This window comes from Mesorhizobium sp. WSM4829 (assembly GCF_055811475.1).
In genome coordinates this window covers 62,500-80,677 of the sequence record NZ_JBVVQJ010000023.1, presented here as the reverse complement: position 1 = coordinate 80,677, position 18,178 = coordinate 62,500, and the positions used below count along the sequence as shown (strand labels likewise).

Annotated in this window: 18 protein-coding genes and 1 pseudogene; 10 read left to right on the top strand and 9 right to left on the bottom strand. The window is 63.3% G+C overall.

All coding sequences use genetic code 11. The features are described from left to right. Positions 1–1,071: hypothetical protein (locus AC0L17_RS21615; protein WP_473517316.1), on the top strand; the 1,071-nt coding region annotated here is incomplete at its 5' end. A 41-nt stretch (positions 1,072–1,112) separates the two neighbouring features. Next, on the top strand, positions 1,113–1,781 hold the full coding sequence (locus tag AC0L17_RS21610) for a Vgb family protein (RefSeq protein ID WP_287218106.1): 669 nt from the start codon (positions 1,113–1,115) through the stop codon (positions 1,779–1,781). A 90-nt stretch (positions 1,782–1,871) separates the two neighbouring features. Here the strand turns inward: AC0L17_RS21610 and AC0L17_RS21605 are convergent, their stop codons facing one another. Genes AC0L17_RS21605 through AC0L17_RS21595 form a run of 3 tightly spaced genes read right to left on the bottom strand, consistent with a single transcriptional unit; the run spans position 1,872 to position 3,730 of the window. Beyond that, a complete protein-coding gene (locus tag AC0L17_RS21605; RefSeq protein ID WP_023800111.1) occupies positions 1,872–2,330 on the bottom strand; it encodes a MaoC/PaaZ C-terminal domain-containing protein in 459 nt (152 codons plus the stop codon). 1 nt (position 2,331) lies between these two features. Continuing rightward, positions 2,332–3,408, bottom strand: coding sequence for a Gfo/Idh/MocA family protein (locus tag AC0L17_RS21600; RefSeq protein WP_473517315.1), 1,077 nt, complete (start codon positions 3,406–3,408; stop codon positions 2,332–2,334). Then, positions 3,401–3,730 (bottom strand): L-rhamnose mutarotase, encoded by a 330-nt coding sequence (locus tag AC0L17_RS21595; RefSeq protein WP_091597514.1) that lies wholly within the window; start codon positions 3,728–3,730, stop codon positions 3,401–3,403. Before AC0L17_RS21595 ends, AC0L17_RS21600 begins: the two co-directional genes overlap by 8 nt. A gap of 149 nt (positions 3,731–3,879) precedes the next feature. Between AC0L17_RS21595 and AC0L17_RS21590 the strand changes: the two genes are divergently transcribed. Next, positions 3,880–4,680 carry an IclR family transcriptional regulator gene (locus AC0L17_RS21590; RefSeq protein ID WP_473517314.1) on the top strand — a complete coding sequence of 267 codons (801 nt, stop codon included), beginning with the start codon at positions 3,880–3,882 and terminating at the stop codon, positions 4,678–4,680. Between the two features lie 43 nt (positions 4,681–4,723). Beyond that, positions 4,724–5,560 carry an amidohydrolase family protein gene (locus AC0L17_RS21585; protein WP_473517313.1) on the top strand — a complete coding sequence of 279 codons (837 nt, stop codon included), beginning with the start codon at positions 4,724–4,726 and terminating at the stop codon, positions 5,558–5,560. Positions 5,561–5,579: 19 nt separating this feature from the next. On the opposite strand, the gene AC0L17_RS21580 is transcribed toward AC0L17_RS21585, so the two are convergent. From AC0L17_RS21580 to AC0L17_RS21570, 3 genes and pseudogenes are all read right to left on the bottom strand, one after another. Continuing rightward, positions 5,580–6,704: an extracellular solute-binding protein gene (locus AC0L17_RS21580; RefSeq protein WP_473517347.1), complete on the bottom strand. Its 1,125-nt coding sequence runs from the start codon at positions 6,702–6,704 to the stop codon at positions 5,580–5,582. 20 nt (positions 6,705–6,724) lie between these two features. Further along, on the bottom strand, positions 6,725–7,885 hold the full coding sequence (locus tag AC0L17_RS21575; RefSeq protein ID WP_473517312.1) for a CaiB/BaiF CoA transferase family protein: 1,161 nt from the start codon (positions 7,883–7,885) through the stop codon (positions 6,725–6,727). Between the two features lie 3 nt (positions 7,886–7,888). After that, a pseudogene (locus tag AC0L17_RS21570) lies at positions 7,889–8,022 on the bottom strand (amine oxidase); the annotation flags it as partial. Between the two features lie 155 nt (positions 8,023–8,177). Here AC0L17_RS21570 and AC0L17_RS21565 point away from each other — a divergent pair. From AC0L17_RS21565 to AC0L17_RS21555, 3 genes are all read left to right on the top strand, one after another. Further along, complete coding sequence (locus tag AC0L17_RS21565) at positions 8,178–9,275, top strand: lactonase family protein (RefSeq protein WP_473517311.1); 1,098 nt, start codon at positions 8,178–8,180, stop codon at positions 9,273–9,275. Between the two features lie 100 nt (positions 9,276–9,375). Further along, on the top strand, positions 9,376–10,893 hold the full coding sequence (locus AC0L17_RS21560) for a S10 family peptidase (protein WP_473517310.1): 1,518 nt from the start codon (positions 9,376–9,378) through the stop codon (positions 10,891–10,893). 77 nt (positions 10,894–10,970) lie between these two features. Beyond that, positions 10,971–11,552 carry a DUF1349 domain-containing protein gene (locus tag AC0L17_RS21555; protein ID WP_473517309.1) on the top strand — a complete coding sequence of 194 codons (582 nt, stop codon included), beginning with the start codon at positions 10,971–10,973 and terminating at the stop codon, positions 11,550–11,552. A 73-nt stretch (positions 11,553–11,625) separates the two neighbouring features. On the opposite strand, the gene AC0L17_RS21550 is transcribed toward AC0L17_RS21555, so the two are convergent. Next, on the bottom strand, positions 11,626–11,856 hold the full coding sequence (locus tag AC0L17_RS21550; protein ID WP_473517308.1) for an AbrB/MazE/SpoVT family DNA-binding domain-containing protein: 231 nt from the start codon (positions 11,854–11,856) through the stop codon (positions 11,626–11,628). 85 nt (positions 11,857–11,941) lie between these two features. Beyond that, positions 11,942–12,748, bottom strand: coding sequence for an SRPBCC family protein (locus AC0L17_RS21545; protein WP_473512539.1), 807 nt, complete (start codon positions 12,746–12,748; stop codon positions 11,942–11,944). 438 nt (positions 12,749–13,186) lie between these two features. Here AC0L17_RS21545 and AC0L17_RS21540 point away from each other — a divergent pair, with 438 nt between their 5' ends. Beyond that, entirely contained in the window at positions 13,187–14,218 is a 1,032-nt protein-coding gene (locus tag AC0L17_RS21540) for an isopenicillin N synthase family dioxygenase (protein WP_473517307.1), read from the top strand. 333 nt (positions 14,219–14,551) lie between these two features. Here AC0L17_RS21540 and AC0L17_RS21535 read toward each other — a convergent pair whose 3' ends face one another. After that, on the bottom strand, positions 14,552–15,352 hold the full coding sequence (locus AC0L17_RS21535) for an IclR family transcriptional regulator (protein ID WP_091597273.1): 801 nt from the start codon (positions 15,350–15,352) through the stop codon (positions 14,552–14,554). A 241-nt stretch (positions 15,353–15,593) separates the two neighbouring features. On the opposite strand from AC0L17_RS21535, the gene AC0L17_RS21530 reads away from it, so the two are divergent. Together AC0L17_RS21530 and AC0L17_RS21525 are read left to right on the top strand one after the other, a co-directional pair. Then, positions 15,594–16,646, top strand: coding sequence for a substrate-binding domain-containing protein (locus tag AC0L17_RS21530; RefSeq protein WP_473512543.1), 1,053 nt, complete (start codon positions 15,594–15,596; stop codon positions 16,644–16,646). Between the two features lie 19 nt (positions 16,647–16,665). Continuing rightward, complete coding sequence (locus AC0L17_RS21525) at positions 16,666–18,174, top strand: sugar ABC transporter ATP-binding protein (protein WP_473517306.1); 1,509 nt, start codon at positions 16,666–16,668, stop codon at positions 18,172–18,174. Positions 18,175–18,178 lie beyond the last annotated feature (4 nt).

Genomic DNA, 18,178 nt, shown 5'->3' with positions numbered 1-18,178 from the left:
CCCCACCACACCGCGGCGGGGGGCGCGGCCGCCCCCCCCGCGCGGGGGCCGGGGGGGGGGGGGGGCGCCGCCCCCGCCCGGCCGGCGCGGGCCCGCCCCCCCCCCCCCTGGCCGGCGAAGGCACTGGACGCCGCGCGGTCGACGCTTGAAAAGCACGGCGACCACGTCAATGCCGCGCATGCGCGCAATCTCGAAGCGCGGCGCCTGCTCCTGATCGGACGCCTCGATGAGGCCGAGAGCAGGCTGGCTGGCTTCGACCCGACAACCCTCCCACCCGCGTCGAGGGCCGCCCACGAGCTGGTGATTGCGGGGATCGCGATACGCCGCCTCCGGACCAAGGCCGCGCGCGCTGCGCTCGGGCGGGCCGCGCACGCGGCGGGCCAGGCGGACATTCCAGCGCTGACGGCCGAGGTTGAAGGCGCATCCCTGGTGATGAACACGCCCGCGGCGCGGCTGATCGCGCGCGGGGTTGAGCGCCCGCTCCTGCTCGAGGAGGTCGAAGCGCTGCTGGCGTCGGGGGCACTCGTCGTCGACGCCTGCCGCAATATCGTGCGGGACGCCGGCATGATCGTCTCGCTGGCGACGCGCCCGGTCCTGTTCGCGCTTGCGCGTGCGCTGGGCGAAGCCTGGCCCGCAGACGTGCCGCGGAGCACGCTCGTCGCACGCGCCTTCGGCGGCAAGCACGCCGATGAATCGCATCGCGCCCGGTTGCGGGTCGAAGTCGGTCGGCTTCGGGTGGAGTTGCGGTCACTGGCGGATGTGAGCGCGACCAAGCGAGGCTTTGCGCTTAAGCCGCGCCGCCCACGCGATGTCGTGGTGCTGGCGCCGCCCGCCGACGAGCCGCATGCAGCGGTGCTCGCCTTCCTCGCCGACGGCGAGTCGTGGTCGAGCTCGGCGCTCGCAATTGCGCTCGGAGCCAGCTCGCGCACCGTGCAGCGCTCGCTCGAGCAGCTTGCGGCAGCAGGCAAGGTGCAGTCCTTCGGCCGCGGGCGAGCGCGCCGTTGGATGACCCCGCCGGTGCCGGGATTCCCGACAATCTTGTTACTCCCCGGCTCACTGTCGGGTTACTAGTGTCATGGACAATTCAACAGATCTGAGCCTGGAGGAGAAGCATGAAACGATCTGCAGCTGAAGTCCTCCGCGAATATGGACCCTTTCCGGGTGTCGACCAGGTGGCTGGGGTTACATTCGACGGTCAGCAGGTCTGGTTTGCGTCAGGAGACAGGCTGAACGCCTTGGATCCTGCGAGCGGCAATGTGGTGCGCGCGATCGATGTCGCCGCGCACGCAGGAACGGCCTTCGACGGCCAGCACCTGTTCCAGATCGCCGAAGATCGCATTCAGAAGATCGATCCCAACACTGGCCGCGTGCTCGCCACGATTCCGGCGCCAGGTGGCGGCGGCGACTCCGGACTCGCCTGGGCCGAAGGCTCACTTTGGGTGGGGCAGAATCGCGGTCGCAAAATCCATCAGATCGACCCCCAGACAGGGGCAGTTCTTCGCACAATCGATTCCAACCGTATCGTCACAGGGGTCACCTGGATCGACGGCGAACTCTGGCACGGCACCTGGGAAGGTGACGAGAGCGACGTCAGGCGGATAGATCCTGAAACCGGAAAGGTCCTGGAGAAGCTTGATATGCCGCCCGGAACAGGCGTGTCGGGGCTCGAGTCCGATGGTGGCGATCAGTTCTTCTGCGGCGGTGGAAACAGCGGCAAGGTGAGAGCCATCCGCCGACCCAGGCGAGGCTCCAAAACCCCGGTCGACCCGACGAGCAAGTAACCGAAGCGGCCCTCGCGGGCGCGCTTTCCGCTTTGACGAACCGTCCGCCGGGAGCGGTCATCAATGCGGCGGACCGAATCGCTGGAGCCCTTAAGCGCTGTTGGGCTTGTCGCGGCGCTCGACGATGTAGATGTGGTCGGCAACCAGGACCACATCGCCATGCTGGTTGATCACCTCGCAACGCTCGATGACGCGACCTGACTCCGGCCGCTTCGGGTCGTCTTGCTTGGCCGAGATGGTGGTGCGGGTCTTGATCGTATCGCCGATGAACACCGGCTTGATGAAGCGCAGCCTGTCATAGCCATAAGAGAAGGCGACCGGGTTGATGACGCTTGCTGTCAGTCCGACGCCGACCGAGAAGACCAGCGTGCCATGGGCGATGCGCTGGCCGAACGGCGTCGTCTTCATGAACTCGGCGTCCATGTGGTGGGGAAAGAAATCGCCGGTATGGCCGGCATGCACGACGAAGTCGGTCTCGGTGATGGTGCGCCCGCTGGTCATGCGCGACGAGCCGATCTGGTAATCCTCGAAATAGACAGTCTGCTCCATGTCAGGGCCTCGCCGCGATCGGTGTTGCCGGCGCCGCGCTCGATTGGTAGGCAGCTTCGACCAGCGCCATTGTGCTCCAGGCGTCCTCGACGGAACTGACAAGCTCGGCGTCTTCGCCTGATGCGTGGCGTTGGACATTGGCCATGCGGCCGACAAAGGCGTCCGGAAACCATTCGCCGACGAGCGGCACCGTGACCCAGTCTGAGCCGCCCTTCGGATAGATTTCAAGGATATCGGGCTCGCCGCGCGGATAGTCGAGGTTGAGCCCGAGCTTGAGATAGGCGGCGCCCTCGGTTCCGCAGATGCGGAACTCGCAGGCCTGGTGTTTTCGGCCAAATTTATGATCATGATTGATCGACAGCGCACAGCGCACTGTGTCGCCATAGTCGAGGATCGCGCTGGTGCGGGTTTGCGCGACCTTGTGGCCGGGATGACCGAGCGTCCTGGCGTGAATCCCCTTGGGATCGCCGAGCAATTGCCGGATCAGGTCGAGATAATGGATCGAGTGCATGGCGATCTCGACGCGCGGCGCCTTCAGCAGGAATTCCCACAGCTGCCAGGGTGTCGCCAGCGCCAGCCAGGCGTCGAAGTCGACGACGTCGCCCAGCCCGCCCCTGGCGATCGCATCCTTCAGCGCCAGCATCATCGGCGCGAAGCGAAGCTGGAAATTCGCCGCCGCTTTCAGATTTTTGGCGCGGCAGATTTCGAGGATCTCGCTGGCCTCGCTGAGGTTGCTGCCCATCGGCTTCTGGATCAGCGCTACGGCGCCGTCGGGCAGCGCCCTGAGCACACCGGCATGATGAGCCGGCGGCGTCGCCAGGTCGAAGATGACGCCGTCGATTGACGCAGCCTCCTCGATCGACCGGTAAGCGGTGACGCCCCAGTTGGCCGCGAGTTTTTCCGCCTTGGCGTGGTCTGGATCGAAAAGCCCGGCGACCGGAAAGCCGGCTTTCCGATAGGCCGGGAAATGCGCGTCGCCGACGATCGAGCCGGCGCCGAAAATCACGATCGGCCGCGGCTTCGATGGCTTCGCCCAGGACTGGGAGAGCGAGGCTGGGTCGAAAACGCCATCAGTCATGATGGAAGACTTCGTCCATCGATGCCCACCATTCGCCCTCCTTGCGGGTCGGCAGCGGCTCCTGGCAAGGCATGCACAGCGCCCACCATTCCTGCGTCTTGGGATCGGCGGCCATCTTCGCCATGTCGGCGGCATAGTCGGTGCCGTGATACTCGAAAGTGCTGAACAAGAGGTGCTCCGGCTCCTTGAGATAGATCGAATAGTTCCTGATGTTGCAGGCGGAAATCATCGCCAGCACTTCAGGCCAGACGGCTGCGTGAAGCCGCACATATTCGGTGACCTTTTCCGGCTTGAGGCCGAGCACCATTGCCATCCGCTGCATTTCCGGCTCCTGTTTCACTATCGTCGTTATGAATGCCGCGATGCGTTGCGTTGCACCGGCGGTGATCTGCCCACTATTTACATACAAACAAATAATTTACACAATCACCAAGCCGATGGTCCTTCGGATGCTGACCACGGGGAGTGACTATGGCGGAGGACGAGGACGATGACCGCTATCGCGCGCCGGCGCTCGACAAGGGGCTCGACATCCTTGAGCTTCTGGCCGGCGTCGATGGCGGCTTGACGCAGGCGGAAATCGCCAAAAAGCTCGACCGCAGCCCCAACGAGTTCTACCGCATGCTGGACCGGCTGGTGCGGCGCGGCTACGTCACGCGGCTGGATGGCGACCGCTATTCGCTGACGCTCAAGCTGTTTGGCCTGGCGCAGCTGCACGCGCCGGTGCGGCGGCTGGTTTCCTATGCGACGCCGCTGATGCGCGAACTTGCCGAGACCTCGCAGCAGTCAAACCAGCTTGTCGTCTTCGACCGCGGTTCTGCCGTGGTGATCGCCCAGCAGGAGGCGCCGGACTATTGGGGCATCTCGATTCGCGTCGGCGCCCATGTCAGCCTGTTCGACACCGGCTCCGGACATGTGCTGCTGGCGTTCCGCTCGCCGGAAGAGCGGCGGATGATGATCTCCGAACATCTGCGCAGCGCCCACAAGCCGCCTCAATCGCCGGACTTCTTTGCCCGTCTCGACCAGATCCGACAACGCGGCTATGAAATGATGGCATCGATGCAGACCGCCGGTGTGTTCAACCTGTCGGCACCCGTGCTTGGCTCGGACGGTAGGGCGATCGCCGCGCTGTCGATCCCCTACATAACCCTGATCAACGCACCCAGGGCGCCCGACATTACGAGGACCATAGAACTGTTGCTGGCAGCGGCCGAAAAGCTGTCGCAACTGGCGGGTGCCGAGGCTAGGCAGGTGAAACAGAGTCTTGTTTGAACGAAGAATTTCCTGATCGGGAAATGCAGAGGAGCGCGCCGTTATGATCTTCGATACCCATCTGCATCTGATCGACCAGTCGGCGCTGCGCTATCCTTGGCTCTCCGGCGTGCCGGCACTAAACCGCGATTTCCCCTACGACGAATATGCAGTCCAGGCTCGCCGCGCCGGCATAGAGGGCGCGTTGCACATGGAGGTCGATGTCGATCCAGCCGATATCGAGGCTGAGACCAGTCACGTAAAGGCGCTGTCACACCAGAAGGACAGCTTGCTGCGCGGGGCAATAGCCTCCTGCCGTCCGGAAGAGCCGGGCTTTGCCGCCTATCTCGAGCGCCAGCGCGCCGATCCTTTCGTCAGGGGTTTTCGCCGTGTGCTCCACGTCGTGCCGGACGAGCTTTCGGAAGGCGCGCTGTTTCGCGAAAACATCAAGCGGCTTGCCGGCACCAAACTGACCTTCGACCTCGTCGTCCTGCCGCATCAGATCCGCAAGGCGATTGCGCTTGCCGACCTCGCGCCGGACGTGCAGTTCGTGCTCGACCATTGCGGCGTGCCCGACATCAAGGGCAGCAGTGAGCATCCCTGGCGCGAGCATATGGCGGAGATCGCGCGGCGACCGAACGTCGTCGGCAAAATTTCCGGTGTGGTCGCTTATGCGGACGCTGGATCCTGGACAGTCGAAACGCTGCGTTCCTATGTCGAGCACACCATCCAATGCTTTGGCTGGGACCGGGTCGTGTGGGGCAGCGACTGGCCGGTCTGCACGCTTGGCGGCGGGCTCGCGGCCTGGATTGCGGCGACACATGCGCTGCTTGCCGGAGCAAGCATCGATGAACGGCAAAAGCTGCTCTCCGCCAATGCGAAGCGGCTTTGGAATTTGTGAGAAGTTAGCGAACTCTGCCTCATCTCAGCGCCGGGTGCCGGAGACTCTTCACAAACAGGCGGTTGAGATCGGCGACGACGCGGCCGGCATCGTGCCTTTCGGTCAGGCCGAGATTGATACGATCGGAGGCCGCCTGCTGGAAGGCCATGTAGCCATCGTGGCGTGGCCTGACCCAGGCCCTCTCGAGCGTGGCGCGGGTGTCCTTGTAGAAATTGCCGGCGGCTGCGTTGACGGCGGCATCGTCCCAGGCTGCGGCATGGCCGGGCTGGCCGCCGGCCGACGCATAAGGGCCGCGCTGCACCTCGCCGCTGGCGATCCAATAGGCAAAGTCGATGGCCTCTTGCGTGGCCTTCGAAAAGGCCGACACGGCAATGCCGGTTCCGCCGAGCGCCGACCCGACTACACTGGCGTCGCCGGCAGGCGGAATGTCGGCGAAGGCAAGGCGTCTGCTGCGGAATCCGGCGATGGCATAGGAAACGTAGCCGTAGATCAGCGGCGCGCAGGCGATCCGCGTGCCGGAGCTGGCCATCTTCTCCAGGACGCCGATCGGGTCCATGCCAAGGCAGGCCGGATCGACGAGAGCCGCGATCTCGCGCATCATCTCGAAAACGCGGCCGCCGATGTCAGGGTTTATGTCGTCGCCAGGCTCTTCGACGGCGGGCCTGCCGAGATTGCCGGCAAGCGTGTAGAACACCATCAGCGAATGCGGCGGCCTGAGCGGCAGCAACACGCGGCCTTGCCGCGCTAGGTCGAGCATCTCGGCCCAGTTCGCCGGCGCGGCGGAAAGCATGTCCGGCCGCCACGCCTGCACCTGGCTGGCCGTGTCGATCGGAAACGCCCACTGCCGGCCTTGCCAGTTGTAGCTAGGATACGACTGGCCGACGCTGCCTGCCGCCAGTGCCGCGCGTTCCTCTTCACGCCCCACAACGTCGAGCGGGGCCAGACAAGTCTCGGCGGTGATCTGGCCGACATGCGGATGATCGATGACGATCAAATCATAGGCACGGGCCAGGTCCTCGACCGGAAACGATTCGAAATCCTGCAGCGAGCGCTTGTCCCATTCGATGGTGACGCCGGTCTGCTGCTTCCACAGTCCCGAACAGGCGACCATCGGGTCGTAGCCGCGCGGATGGCTCCAGGTCATGCCTTTGAGCGTCACGTCGCTCACAGCCCGAATTCTTCGCGGATCTTTGCGCTGTGCTCGCCGATCCGCGGCGCCGCCCGCTCGACCTTGGCGCGGACGCCATCGACCCTGAGCGGCGAACGCGTGGTGAGGATCGAGACGTCATCCTCGCGCGTCACGGTCTGCAGCATGTCGAGCACCTGAAAACCTTCGCTGGCCATCATTTCCGGCCAGGTCAGCACCCTGGCGCACCAGATGTCGGCGGGATCGAGGATGGCAAGCCATTCGTCGACCGTCTTCGTCGCGATTTTTTGCGCAATGATCGCCTTGATCTCGTCGCGAGCGGTGAACCAGGTCGACGGCTGATCGCGATAGGGCGCAAGCTGTTCGAGTGCCAAAAGGTCGGCCAGCTTCGGGATCGGCGTCATGGCAATCGCCAGATAGCCGTCCTTGGCCGGATAGACGCCGTAAGGCGCCGACAGATAGGCATGGGCGCTGCGGAACGCCGATCGCCGTGGCAGGCGGCGTCCGTCATTGAGATGCGTGGTCAGCACCTCGAACTGGAAGTCGACCAGCGCTTCGAGCAGGCTGGTCTCGACATGGCTGCCGGTGTCGGACACGCCGCGCCGCACCAGTGCGGCAAGGATGCCTTGCGCGGCGGCGGCGCCCGCCAGCATGTCGGCGATCGCCAGGCCGAACGGCACCGGTCCCTGGTCCTCGTCGCCGTTCAGCCACATCACGCCGGAACGCGCCTGCGCCAGCAGATCCTGCCCGGGACGCTTGACCCAGGGGCCCTCCTCGCCATAGCCGCTGATCGAGGCATAGACCAGGCGTGGATTGATCTTGCGCACCGCCTCGTAGTCAAGGCCAAGGCGCTCGATGACGCCGGGCCGGAAATTCTGGATCAGTACGTCGGCCTTGGCCAGCAGGCCGCGCAGCGACGCCAGATCGGCCGCGTCCTTGAGGTCGATGGCAAAGCTTTCCTTGGCCCGGTTGATGGCGTGGAAGATGGTGGAATCGCCGCCGATCTCGGTGTCGCTGAGATAGAGCCGGCGCGACAGGTCACCGCCATCGGGGCGCTCGATCTTGATGACGCGGGCGCCAAGGTCGAGCAGCCGCAGCGAGCAGTAAGGCCCGGACAGGAACTGGCTCATATCGACGACGACGAGCCCGGTCAGCGGCAATTCGGTGATGGCAGCCATCGCCTATGTCTCCGTCTTGCCGGCGAAATCGGCCGGATTCCGGCACTTCACCGTCTGCAGGAGCTGGCAATAAAGCACGAGCTCTCCTTCACTCTTGGACTTCATAGGGCGCGGATCAGCCCCATCTCCTTGTATCGGGTTTCGTGTCGAGATTGGATTGCACGATTGGTCCCCGCGTCAATGTTCTTTAGTAAATAGCATTTTCACATATGGGATTGTGTTTCAAGCGTGAACAGGCGAAATTTTGCCGCGATCCGCTGCGGCTGGGTGCCGACGGAAAAAGGGGATTTCGATGCAGGACGCCTGTCTGGTCTTCGTCGGCAGCCTCAACCGCGAGGCGCCGTATTTTCAGGGCGCGCGCGGCGTCGGGCTCAGCGTCTACAGTTTCGACGAAGAGACGCTGGAGACGAGGAAACTGGCCGAGACGGGAGACGTCGACAATCCGACCTTCCTGTCGGTGACGCCGGACGGGTCACATGTCTATGCCAACTCCGAAGTGTTCACCTGGCGCGAAGGTGTGGTCTCGGCCTACCATTTCGACAGGCAAACCGGCACGCTTTCCTACATCAACAAGCAGCCGACGCTTGGCAGCATCACGGCGCACAACACCGTCACGCGCGACGGGACGAAGCTCCTGGTCGCCAATTACGGCATGGGCGAAGGCGGTCCCGATCGCTCGCTCGTCGTCTACGGACTGCGCGACGATGGCGGCTTGACCGCGCCGTTGTCGAGCGTCGCCCATAGCGGAACTGGTCCCGACGCAACTCGTCAGGAACGTCCCCATGCCCACAGCGTCACCGAGACGATTGCCGGTGGCGTGACGATGGTCGCCGATCTCGGCATCGATCGGCTTGTCTCGTACCGCATCGGGCCCGACGGCGGCCTGACCAGACTGGCGGAGTCGGCGCTTGCGCCCGGCGCCGGGCCACGTCACGTGGCGCTGCATCCTGGCGGGCGCTTCGTATTCGTCATGAACGAACTGGATTCGACGGTCGTCTCGCTTGCACTGGACGAAGCGTCAGGCAGGCTCACCGAGATCGACACGAAGCCGGCCGTACCGGCCGCGGTGCGCGACGGCAATCATTGCGCCGACATCCAGATATCGCCCGACGGCCGCTTCCTCTATGGCTCCAACCGCGGCCATGACAGTGTCGTGGTGTTTTCTGTCGACCAGCAGACGGGCACGCTTGCGCTGGTCGACCATGCGCCGTGCGGGGGCGCTACGCCGCGCAATCTGGCACTGACGCCCTCAGGTCGCCATCTCTTCTCGGCCAACCAGAACGCCGACCGCATCTCGATTCTTGCACGCGATGCGGCCACGGGTCGGCTGGCCGACACCGGGCGGTTTATCGATATCGGCACGCCGATGTGCGTGAAGATCGTGCGTTGAAAGCCTTGGTCTCCTTCCAGCAACGAGGGCGTGCACGGTCCTGTGATTTCGGCTGAGCCATCAGCATGGTAGCTTGCAGTCGTTCCGCTGCGGAGTCGCCATGCGTACCAAGCTCCTAGAAATCACCCTTGCTATGCTGCTGCTGGTCGGCGGCCTTCCAGCCGGCTATGCGCAAGTGGCCGAACGGCCGTCGCCTTCGGGCGGCGTTCTGTCGCTGCTCCCGCCGCCCCAGGTCTCAGATCATTCGATCGTGATCGCGGGACGCACGCTCAACTATCAGGCAAGGGCCGGCACGCTGTCGTTGCTATCCGGCAAGGGCGACGTCACCGCGGAAATCTTTCATGTCGCCTACACGCTGCGTCCCGAGCCAAGCCGGGAACCTGATCCCCGCCGCCCGATCACTTTCGTATTCAACGGTGGTCCCGGAGCGGCTTCCGCCTATCTGCATCTTGGCGCGCTTGGTCCACGCGTGATGGCGACAGCGGCCGATGGAAGTTTTCTCCCACCGCCGCAGCGGCTTTTGGACAACCCGAACACCTGGCTCGACATGACCGACCTGGTCTTTGTCGATCCCGTCGGAACCGGTTACAGCCGCGAAGCATCCGGCACCGAGGCACGCAGCTTCTGGGGCGTCAATCAGGACGCCGCCGCGATGGGCGCCTTCATCCGGCTCTATCTGGCACAGGCGGGCCGCACAGCGTCGCCGGTGTTTCTTGCCGGCGAAAGCTATGGCGGGTTTCGGGCGGCACTGCTTGCCAAAACGCTCCAGGATGATATCGGCATCAGCCCTCGCGGCATCGTGCTCATCTCGCCGGCGCTCGAATTCACGCTGGTGCGGCCCGACGAGTTCCAGCCGCTTCACTGGGCGCTTGAGCTGCCGTCGCTGGCGGCGGTGCGCCTGCGCAGCCAAAGCGTCACCGGTTCCGAACTGCGGGAGCGGTTGGCCGATGTCGAACGCTATGCGCTTGGCGACTATCTCGTCGCGCTTGCCAGCGGGCTCGAACAGGGCGGGCGTCTGGCGAGCCCGCGCGTTGCTGAAATCACCGGCCTGCCGCTCGAACTCGTGAAACGAAACTTTGCACGCATTCCCACCGCGCTCTTCGCCAAGGAGTTTGCGCGGGCAAGGGGCAATGTTCTCAGCGTCTATGACGGCACGATCGAAACGGCAGACGTTGCCCCGGAAAGTCCAAGGCCCAGCGGCCCTGATCCGGTGCTCGACCGAAGCGTGCCGGCGCTCACTTCCGCCTTTGTCAGCTATGTCAGGGAGGAACTGAAATTCCGTACCGATCTAAGCTATCGGCTTCTCAACCGTGAAATCAGCGGAAATTGGGATTACGGGACGAGCCCGACGCGTCAGGGCTATACCGGCGTGATGGATGACCTTCAGCAGGCGCGCGCGCTAAATCCCGGCCTCGGCGTTTTGATCGTCAACGGCTACACCGACCTGGTGACGCCCTATCTGGTGTCACGCTATCTTGTCGGCCAGGTTCCTTCGCTTCCCGGCGCAACGCCTATCCGCCTCGAGCTGCTGGAAGGCGGCCACATGATGTATTTCAGGCCGGAGAGCCGGCGCGCGCTGAGAGAGGCCGCGTCCGAGCTTTACCAAGCGCCGAAATGAGCGCGTAAAAGAGACAAATCCGCCTCGTCGGATGAGAGGCGGATGACGCAACACGAACCGGCGAGGCGAACAAGTCGATGACATCTCAGCCTGCAGAACTGACTTGGCTCAACCCGCCACCGCATCATGCCTTCGGCGACAGCACCGTGCATGTTCGGACCGGCAAGGAAACCGATTTCTGGCGCGAGACTTTTTATGACTTCTGGCGTGACAATGGCCACTTCCTCTACCGGCAGGTCGAGGGCGATTTCAGCGCCGAGGTCACCGTCAAGGGGGACTACAAGGTGCTCTATGATCAGGCCGGTTTGATGGTCCGGCTGAGCGAGACGCATTGGGTCAAGGCCGGCATCGAGTTCACCGACGGGCTCGCCTATTTTTCCGTCGTCGTCACCAATGATGCTTCCGACTGGTCGTTGGTCAGCATCCAGGCCGGTCCGGACGGAGTCAGGATCAGGCTGACCCGCCATGCCGAGACAATCCGCGTTCAGTATCGCGATGCCTCCGACCATCGCTGGAAGCCGGTGCGGCTCGCATACTTCCCGCCCTCGAAAACAGTCGAGGTCGGCATGATGTGCTGTTCGCCGCAACGCGAAGGTTTCGAAGTCACATTCAGCGATTTTTCAGTCGGCCCGGCGATCTCGAGGGAACTCCACGACTGACGCGTCCTGTCACCGGACCGGGGCGACGCTTCACAGCAGTATCGTTCCGACAGCCGAATTGCGGTCGAAGAAGCTAGAGGGCATTCGCCTCATCCCGGTCGAACTTGAAATCGGCGGGAAGGCGGCCGCGGAAGGCGCGAAGCCGCTTCAGCAATTCCTCGCGCGCAGGTTTGCGCGCGACGCCGGGTTCTCGGGCATCGGCGACATGGATCTCAATCTCATCGCCTTCCCTGAGTTCGAGGGCCTCGACCACAACGGCGGGAAGACGGATGGCGAGGCTGTTGCCCCACCTGGCGACCTTCATCACACTCTCCTATGCATGCATATGCGCCATGGTTGGGCGCTGCCCGGGCGGCCGACCTTCTGGCCGGCCGATCCAGTAGCATCCGTCAGCCCGGATGCTTGAAAGTTTCGCCAAACCAGTTCCGCCACTTGGGCTCGCCCTCGGCGGCGCGCTGCTCGGCGTCGTCGCCATAAAGATACAGGGCCATGCTGGCATTTGCGCTGCCATCGATATCATAGGTTCCGATCAGGGCAATGCCGGGAGCAGGCGCAGTCAGGCGCAGCGCGATGAAGCGCTGCTTGTCGTCCTGCCGCACGCGTTCGACTATGCCAGATAGTCTCTCCGGCTGCTGCGGGCCATTCCGCTGCTCGCCGACATTTGCGCCGGCCAGTCCGAGCGTCTCGGTAAGTTGCCTCCAAATCGAGAGTTGGTCGGCCTTCGTGCTGGCCATGACGCTGAAGCTGGCGGCGTTTTCGCCAGCGAAGTGCGAAAGGTAAATGCGCAGCACCTCGAAAAAGCCGGGCCAGCCGCTCTCGAACCCTTCCAACTGATCATCCCAATCGTCGGTCGAGGCAAACAGCGAATGGACCATGCGGACGACGCAACGATCACCCGACCGGCTGGTCACGGTGATCTCCGTTGCGACAGGCGGCGCGCCTTCGCTCCAGTCGCGTTCGACATAGCCGAAACGGAACGGCGGCTCCCAAATCGTCACTTCGCCGGTGGACGCGCCATTGGGACCGAAGTCGAAATGAAGCCTGCCGCCGACATGCTCGTCGATCGTGGTTTTTGTGAACCAGGCAGTGTTGCCGGGACCCGTCGCAATGGCCCGCCACACCTGCTCGGGTGTGCCGGGCGTGATGAACTCCATCTCGACCCAACGCTTTCCGGTTTCATCTTTCTTGATCGGCATGGGAACTCCTTTCAGGGTTTGGCGTCCTCACAGTCGGGGCCGGGTGCGGTACGACGCCACTACGAGCCGATGCGGCCGCCAAAGCTCAAGCATACTCATTTTCGTATTGACAAAATATTTTGTCAACACGCTGATGGCTGAAAGCGGCTATGGCGCGTCGTCGCCGTGTCGTGTGATCTGAGCGTTCGCAATCGAGCCGAATTCATGAAGAGAGGGCGAACCTGAGACCGCAGAACTCTTAATGCAATGACATTGCAGCGCCTGGCCGTGAGTGTGCCATGGAACAGCCGTTCGGACGTTATTTGCCTGCCGGCCGCCAAACGCAGCGCTGACTTTCCGCCAATGGCATCGAGATTGGATCGAGCGTTGCTTTGATCGCAACAACCTGCGTGTCACCGTAAAAGCCTGATCCAAGCCCGAGGCAGGAGGAGGTTGACCATGGCCAGGATTGTACCCGTGCTCGATCTCAGCCGTCTCGAACAGGGCGCGTCGGAGCGTCGGACCTTTCTGTTCGATCTGCGCACGGCGGCCCGCGATGTCGGCTTCTTCTATCTTAGCGGCCATGGAATTTCGGCTGTGGAGATCGACGAGGTGCTCGACGCCTCGCGGCGGTTCTTTGCCTTGCCGGAAGCCGACAAGCTGGCCATAGAAATGGTCAAGTCCCCGCAATTCCGCGGCTACACGCGCACCGGTGGCGAACTGACCAGGGGCAAGGCCGATTGGCGCGAACAGCTCGACATCGGCGTCGAGCGTCGACCCATACCAAAGGGGCCGGGCATTCCTGCCTGGACGCGTCTGCAAGGGCCGAACCAATGGCCTTCGGCCCTGCCGCAACTCAAGCCGGCACTGCTGGCATGGCAGACCAGGGCGACGGCGGTGGCAGTCCGCCTGCTGAAGGCCTTCGCGCTGTCGCTCGACCAGGCCGAGGATGCTTTCGATCCGATCTATAGCGGTGAGCCCAACCATCGCATGAAGATCGTGCGCTATCCCGGACGCGACACAACCGGCGGCGACCAGGGCGTCGGCGCACACAAGGACGGCGGTTTCCTGACGCTCCTGCTTCAGGACGACAACAAGGGGCTGCAGGTCGAATATGACGGAAGCTGGGTGAATGTGGATCCGATCCCCGGAACGCTGGTGCTCAACATCGGCGAACTCCTCGAACTGGCATCGAACGGCTATCTCAGGGCAACGGTTCACCGTGTCGTGACGCCGCCGGCCGGTGTCGAGCGGATTTCCGTTCCGTTTTTCTTCAGCGCCCGGCTCGATGCGACGATCCCGCTGCTGACCCTGCCTGAAGAACTGGCTGCCGAGGCGCGCGGACCGGCGAGCGATCCGGACAATCCGCTGTTTCGCGACGTCGGCACCAACGTGCTGAAAAGTCGCCTGCGCTCGCATCCTGACGTGGCGCGCCGGCACTATGCCGATCTGCCAGAGACAAGGGTTGAGACAAGGGCGTCACCCGTCTGAAGTGGTCAGAGCACATAGAACAGGAATTTTCGCTATCCCGCCGGCTTTTGGAATTTTGTTCGTCGCCAACCCGCTCAAACAAGCTCAAACAGGTAACACCGTTCGGCGGTTTCCTCCCATCCGCTGAACGGTGTTCCCCTCTGAAGGTGTAAACCTTCTTTTGGCCGGGCCGTATTCGAGCCCGGCCATTTTTTTCCGCGCTCCCTTGGCGAAGGCGCCAGAGCCGATTCTTCAAAAAGCGCGTCATAAGGAATTCACGCGACGCGCTTTAAGTTCTTTGTTTTTATGCATGTCGTCATCCCAAAACCGCTGCGCACTTTTGGGCGAAATGCGTTAGCTTCCCGCCAACGACAATCCACGGGCGCGTTCGCACAGCAGGGCAAGCAATTCGCTGCGCCGCGCTTCCGGTGTGTCGACCGGCAACACGAAGCAAAGAGTCTTGTTGATGGCGCCGTAGCTATCGCGGATGGGCGCGGCCATGCACCACGTGAAGCGGTCGGCGAGGGCGACGGTCTCGCTGAAACCTTGCCGGCGGGCCAAGGCGACATCGCTGAAGAATTCGGCTGGCGCAATGACGCGGCCGTCGGGCAGCTTGTAGTCGCCAGGCGGGATGAAGTCCTTCAGCTCTTCCTCGCTCATATGGCCGAGCAGGAGCCGCCCGGACGCCGTCCACGGGATCGGCACCTCGACCCCGACATCGCTTGAAATCCGGAACGGGCCGGAAGAATCACGGCAATCGAGAACGATGTATTTGTTCCCGCGCAGGCCGCACAACTGCACGGTCTCGCCGGTTTCCGCCGCCATCTTGTCCAGCGTCTCGATAATGCGCCGGTAGTGGGCGTTGTGATGCGAGTAGGCCCAGCCGAACAGATGCATAGCCCGACCGAAATAGACGTAGCCTTCCGTCCCGACGTTTTCGAGCATTTCGGCTTCGAGCAGGCTGTTGACGATTTCGTAAGTGGTCGAACGCGGTGCGCCGATCATCTTGGCGATGTCGCCGACGCGCATCGGCGCGCGGTGCCGCAAAAGCGCTTCCAGCAGCATGATGACGCGGTCGATGCCGCGGCGGCGTTCGCCATTGCGCGGCTCGGCGCCAGCTTCCGTTTCGATCAGACCAGTAGCTCCATCGCTCATGTCGGCCGCATCCGCGTAAAAATCAATTCGGCCCTCGTCTCAAGACGCTTGAAAGATGTCAAGGCTCAGTCTAGCATCCCATTTGTCTGATATACAGACCCGTTGTCTGAAATATCAGACAATAACGAGCCAGGCGCAGAACGTTCTGACGAGAAAAACAGGCGGTTTCCGGATGCGGCAACCGGCGGGTTTTCTCGTCCGGACCCCGCACGTCCAGGCATAACCTCAGAAGGGAACAATCATGACGAAATCATCGTTTTTCGCATCCGCCAGCGCCCTTTGCCTCGGTCTCCTACTAAGCCTCGGCACCGGTTCGCAGGCCAATGCGGCCGCCAAATGCATCAAGGGCGACCGCAAGGCGCCGTACACGATCGGCTGGGCCAACATTTATTCAGTGCCGACCTGGATGAAGCAGACACAGGGCACGATCGAAGCCGAGGTCGAGACCCTGAAGAAGCAGGGGCTGGTCGACAAGCTTGTCGTAACCGACGCCCAGGGCGACGCAAACGTCCAGATCCAGCAGATCCAGTCGATGATCGATTCCGACGTTGACGCCATTATCCTGATTGCCGGCTCGTCGACCGCGCCGGCGCGTGTGCTGGCGGATGCCTGCGCCAAGGGCATCGCCATCATCAACTTCGACAGCCTCGTCGACACCGACCAGGTGACCGCCAAGGTCAACACCGATTCCGCCCAGTGGGGCGATCAGGCGGCCAAGTTCCTGATCGACGCGATCGGCGGCAAGGGCAAGATCCTCATCCTCAACGGCCCGGCCGGCGTTTCGGTCAGCGACGATCGGCGCAAAGGCGCTGACGCGGCGCTCAAGGCCCATCCTGACGTGACGGTCCTTGCCGAGACCAATACACCCTACAATGTCGCGCCTGCACAGGAAGCCGTCACCAGCCTGCTGTTCGCCAATCCCGAGATCGACGGGATACTGTCGCTCGGCGGCGCCTTGTCGGCGGGCGCGGTGCTCGCCCTCGACAAGCAGGGCCGCGAACAAGTGCCGATCACCGGCGAGAATGCCCGCCAATTCCTCGAACTCTGGAAGGAAAAGGGCCTCAAGAGCTGGGCAACCATGCAGCCGAACTGGCTCGGCGCTTTCGCCACCTACACCGCCGTCCAGGCGCTGGAAGGCAAGGATGTGCCGGCTTTTGTCAAGATCCCGCTGCCGGTGATCGACAATTCCAATATCGATCAGTACCTCGCACGGGCGGCCGACTTTCCGGCCGACGGCTATATCTATTCGCCCTACGACGAGGAGTTGTTCAAGAAACTTCTGGCTGAGCAATAAGCCTGAAAGGTCGCAGAAAGTGCTGGCCACGGCTCCGCTTCTTGCCGCGCGGAGGGTGTCGAAGTCCTTCTTCGGCAATCCCGTCCTGCGCGATGTTTCCATCGCTCTCCAGCCGGGCCGCGTGCATGCGCTGCTCGGCGAGAACGGCGCCGGAAAGTCGACGCTGATCAACCTTTTGTCCGGTGCCTTGCGCCCGGACGGCGGGGCGATCGAGGTCGATGGGCGCCCGGTGTCGCGCATGAGCCCTGCCTATGCGCAACAGGCAGGGATTGCCGTCGTCCAGCAGGAACTCAGCCTGACGGCCAGCCTCTCCATCGCCGAGAACATCGGCCTTGGCGCCTATCCGCGCCGGTTCGGTTTGCTCGACTATCCCGAACTCGCAGTGCGGGCCAGGGCAGCATGCGATCTTGTCGGACTTCACGAACCGCTCTCGATGCCGGTCGGACAATTGTCGCTTGGCCGCCGGCAGATGGTGGAGATCGCCAAGGCGCTTTACCGCCGGCCGCGCGTGCTCATTCTCGACGAACCCACTTCGTCGCTTTCGGCAACCGAAACGAAAGTCCTGACGGACCTGTTGGAGAGGCTGCGCGGCGAGGGCATCGCCATTCTCTACATTTCGCACCGGCTGAACGAAGTCATGGCGCTGTGCCAGCACGTCACCGTCCTGAAGGACGGCACCTGCACGGCGGACCGCACCCTGGAAGGAACCGACGCCAGTGGACTGGTACGGCTGATGGTCGGGCGCGACCCCGGCGACCTCTTTCCGCATTGGCAGCCTTCGGCATCGGCTGCCAACGCCATTTCGGTTCGCAATTTTTCGGCCGGCCTGATGCGCGACGTCGATCTCGACATCAGGACGGGTGAGGTGCTTGGCATCGGAGGCCTGGTCGGGCAAGGGCAGGAAGATTTGCTGCTCGGCCTCTACGGTGCCATTCCGGCCAGGACGGCATCCGCGATCGTTAAGGGGGCTTCGGGTTTGCCCAGCGGTGTGCCGAAAGCCAACGCGCTTGGCCTCGCCTATGTCCCGGCCGACCGCAAGCGCGAGGGCCTGCACCTGATCCATTCCATCATCACCAACATGATGCTGCCCGCTTTCGCAAGACTGCCGGCGCTGAAGCTGCGCAGCCGCCGTGCCGAGCGCGAGACGGCAAGAGGTCTCGCTGCCCAGCTTGGTATCAAGGGCGACCTCGACCGGCCGGCGCAGGCCCTCTCGGGCGGCAACCAGCAGAAGGTCGCGCTGGCGAAATGGATGCCGCACGACCCGCTTGTGCTTCTCCTCAATGACCCGACGCGCGGCGTCGATGTCGAGACCAAGCGCGAAATCTACATGATGCTTCGCAACTTCGCCGCCGCCGGCAAGGCGGTCGTGCTGCTCAGTTCCGACACACCCGAACTGGTGCACCTTTGCGACCGCGTCGCGGTGGTCCGGGAGGGTCACATCGTTGCCATGCTCGAGCGCGGCGCGCTGAGCGAGGAAGCGATCGTTTCCGCCGCGATGGGCGCCGAACAGCGAAAGGTGGCGGCGTGAATAC

What these genes read in the sequence shown, in the direction of transcription:
- AC0L17_RS21535 (WP_091597273.1), bottom strand. Translation starts at nt 15,352, where the DNA reads ATGAGCGATGGAGCTACTGGTCTGATCGAAACGGAAGCTGGCGCCGAG.
- AC0L17_RS21605 (WP_023800111.1), bottom strand. Translation starts at nt 2,330, where the DNA reads ATGGAGCAGACTGTCTATTTCGAGGATTACCAGATCGGCTCGTCGCGC.
- AC0L17_RS21565 (WP_473517311.1), top strand. Translation starts at nt 8,178, where the DNA reads ATGCAGGACGCCTGTCTGGTCTTCGTCGGCAGCCTCAACCGCGAGGCG.
- AC0L17_RS21555 (WP_473517309.1), top strand. Translation starts at nt 10,971, where the DNA reads ATGACATCTCAGCCTGCAGAACTGACTTGGCTCAACCCGCCACCGCAT.
- AC0L17_RS21575 (WP_473517312.1), bottom strand. Translation starts at nt 7,885, where the DNA reads ATGGCTGCCATCACCGAATTGCCGCTGACCGGGCTCGTCGTCGTCGAT.
- AC0L17_RS21595 (WP_091597514.1), bottom strand. Translation starts at nt 3,730, where the DNA reads ATGCAGCGGATGGCAATGGTGCTCGGCCTCAAGCCGGAAAAGGTCACC.
- AC0L17_RS21560 (WP_473517310.1), top strand. Translation starts at nt 9,376, where the DNA reads ATGCGTACCAAGCTCCTAGAAATCACCCTTGCTATGCTGCTGCTGGTC.
- AC0L17_RS21585 (WP_473517313.1), top strand. Translation starts at nt 4,724, where the DNA reads ATGATCTTCGATACCCATCTGCATCTGATCGACCAGTCGGCGCTGCGC.
- AC0L17_RS21610 (WP_287218106.1), top strand. Translation starts at nt 1,113, where the DNA reads ATGAAACGATCTGCAGCTGAAGTCCTCCGCGAATATGGACCCTTTCCG.
- AC0L17_RS21545 (WP_473512539.1), bottom strand. Translation starts at nt 12,748, where the DNA reads ATGCCGATCAAGAAAGATGAAACCGGAAAGCGTTGGGTCGAGATGGAG.
- AC0L17_RS21600 (WP_473517315.1), bottom strand. Translation starts at nt 3,408, where the DNA reads ATGACTGATGGCGTTTTCGACCCAGCCTCGCTCTCCCAGTCCTGGGCG.
- AC0L17_RS21540 (WP_473517307.1), top strand. Translation starts at nt 13,187, where the DNA reads ATGGCCAGGATTGTACCCGTGCTCGATCTCAGCCGTCTCGAACAGGGC.
- AC0L17_RS21550 (WP_473517308.1), bottom strand. Translation starts at nt 11,856, where the DNA reads ATGAAGGTCGCCAGGTGGGGCAACAGCCTCGCCATCCGTCTTCCCGCC.
- AC0L17_RS21580 (WP_473517347.1), bottom strand. Translation starts at nt 6,704, where the DNA reads ATGACCTGGAGCCATCCGCGCGGCTACGACCCGATGGTCGCCTGTTCG.
- AC0L17_RS21590 (WP_473517314.1), top strand. Translation starts at nt 3,880, where the DNA reads ATGGCGGAGGACGAGGACGATGACCGCTATCGCGCGCCGGCGCTCGAC.
- AC0L17_RS21530 (WP_473512543.1), top strand. Translation starts at nt 15,594, where the DNA reads ATGACGAAATCATCGTTTTTCGCATCCGCCAGCGCCCTTTGCCTCGGT.